Genomic DNA, 1,558 nt, shown 5'->3' with positions numbered 1-1,558 from the left:
ATTAACTGAAACTTGAAAGCCAAGAATCACGCTCTTTCTGCGTGGCTCTTGGCTTTTTCTTGCGAAAAATAAAAAATACAGGTCTCCCTGTTTTATAATTTAAGTGACCAAACTCAATTTAAAGGAGAACCTGTAACTATGAAAAGTATAGAACAAATTAACCAACAAAACGATACTAAATCTATAATTTCTTCATTTCTTAATTTAATTGGTCTAGCTAAATTAACTAAGAAGGTTAATTTTAAACGTAAATCTACTGTTTCTTTGAATATGGTACTATCTTGGCTTATCTCAGTTCATTTTGCTCGTCGTTCACTTTACCGTGCTAACAAAGATAATAATTTCAGTATTCGCACTGCTCGTAATGTGTTAAATGATGGCCGCATAGACTGGCAAAAGCTCATGTGTTTAATCGCTGCTAAATTGATAGCTACTTTAAAGCCAGTAATCGATAAACGTAGACGTTTGGCATTTATCGTTGATGATACTTTAATGTCACGTTCTTTTTCTAAGAAAACAGAGTTATTGGCTAAGGTTTATGATCATGACAAGCATGAGTTCTTAACTGGTTATCGTGGGCTGACTTTAGGCTGGAGTGATGGTAATACATTTTTACCTGTCAATTTTGCCTTAATGTCGACTAAGAAAAAAGAGAATTTAATTGGTAAACAAGCATCTACTAGTGATGGGCGCACTATCGCTGGCAGAAGAAGACTGCAAGCTAAAAGACAAATGAATGATGTAACAGTTGAACTGATCAAGCAAGCTCTGAAATTAGGTGTTCCTGCCAAGTACGTTTTATTTGATTCTTGGTTTACTTCCCCTAGGATGTTTTGGTTTCTTAAGCAATTAGGACTTGATGGGTTAGGAATGATTAAAAAGAGTTCAAAGATATATTATCGGTATCGTAAACGTCTTTATGATGTTAAAGGACTTTATGAACACTTGGCAGCCTCTAAGATGTGTAAAAAGAATAATTATTTCTACAGTAGCGTTGTAACAGCCCAATATCAAGGACATGAGTTTCCAATGAAATTAGTTTTCGTTTCTAAACGTGGTAGTAAAGGCGATTACTTGTTCTTGCGACTACTCAGATCAAATTACAACCTGAACAGATTATCCAGCTTTATGGCCGCAGATGGCAGATTGAGACATACTTCAAAACTGCTAAACAGTATCTAAGGTTAAATAAATCACAAATTCAAAGCTATGACGGACAATGTGGCTATATCGCCGCAGTAGCGATTACCTATGATCTACTTGCATGGCAAGAGAGACAGAATATAGATAATAAAACAATAGGTGCTCTCTTTTATTTGATGAATGATTTTTTACCAGATATTAGATTCATAGATGCATTGGTCTACTTAATTTCTACCTTAAAAAATTTACTAAATATAAATAAGAATACAATTGATCAAGCAATTGAAGAATTTATTGATAATTTACCTAAATTTATTCAGAGCGAACTAAAAAGGCTGGGTTAAAACTAATTTAGAAACGAAAAAACCAGAACCAATCAGGGTTCTGGTCAATTTTGATGCTTTCAAGTTTCAGT

1 pseudogene is annotated in these 1,558 nt (G+C 34.0%); it reads left to right on the top strand.

From position 1 onward, the window contains the following. Window positions 1-138: 138 nt before the first annotated feature. A pseudogene (locus FC46_RS09780) lies at window positions 139-1,487 on the top strand (IS4 family transposase). Window positions 1,488-1,558 lie beyond the last annotated feature (71 nt).

It is taken from the genome of Lactobacillus kalixensis DSM 16043 (assembly GCF_001434335.1).
GTDB classification, from domain to species: Bacteria; Bacillota; Bacilli; order Lactobacillales; family Lactobacillaceae; genus Lactobacillus; species Lactobacillus kalixensis.
The sequence above is the reverse complement of the archived record's forward strand: the minus strand, read 5'-3'. Positions and strand labels throughout refer to the sequence as shown.